The following is a 237-nucleotide window of genomic DNA, read 5'->3' as shown; positions in this document are numbered from 1 at the left end:
CAATTAGTTGACAGTGATTATCATTTTCATTAAAAAGAGCGCGTAGCATTCTTATTTCATGAGGAAATTTACCCGCCAACAACCTGAGTAGCGAAAGCTGTTCATCCCCAATATTTTTGCTGGCGGGTTCTTTTTTCTACTGTCCTCCTCCCCAGAGGAAGCATTCCCATTAATCATTACTGGCGAGGAGGCAAGAGAAAAAGTCGGTTCTTTGTCCCTAAATAACAGCATCATTTC

Annotated in this window: 1 protein-coding gene; it reads right to left on the bottom strand. The window is 41.4% G+C overall.

Annotation, left to right across the window (positions count from 1 at the left end; genetic code table 11):
* Positions 1–51: 51 nt before the first annotated feature.
* A partial coding sequence (locus tag RTW80_RS30745; RefSeq protein ID WP_312722037.1) for a hypothetical protein occupies positions 52–237 on the bottom strand: 186 nt, incomplete at its 5' end.

Source organism: Escherichia sp. AM3 (assembly GCF_032029835.1).
GTDB lineage: Bacteria > Pseudomonadota > Gammaproteobacteria > Enterobacterales > Enterobacteriaceae > Escherichia > Escherichia coli.
This window is presented reverse-complemented; position numbering and strand designations above follow the sequence as displayed.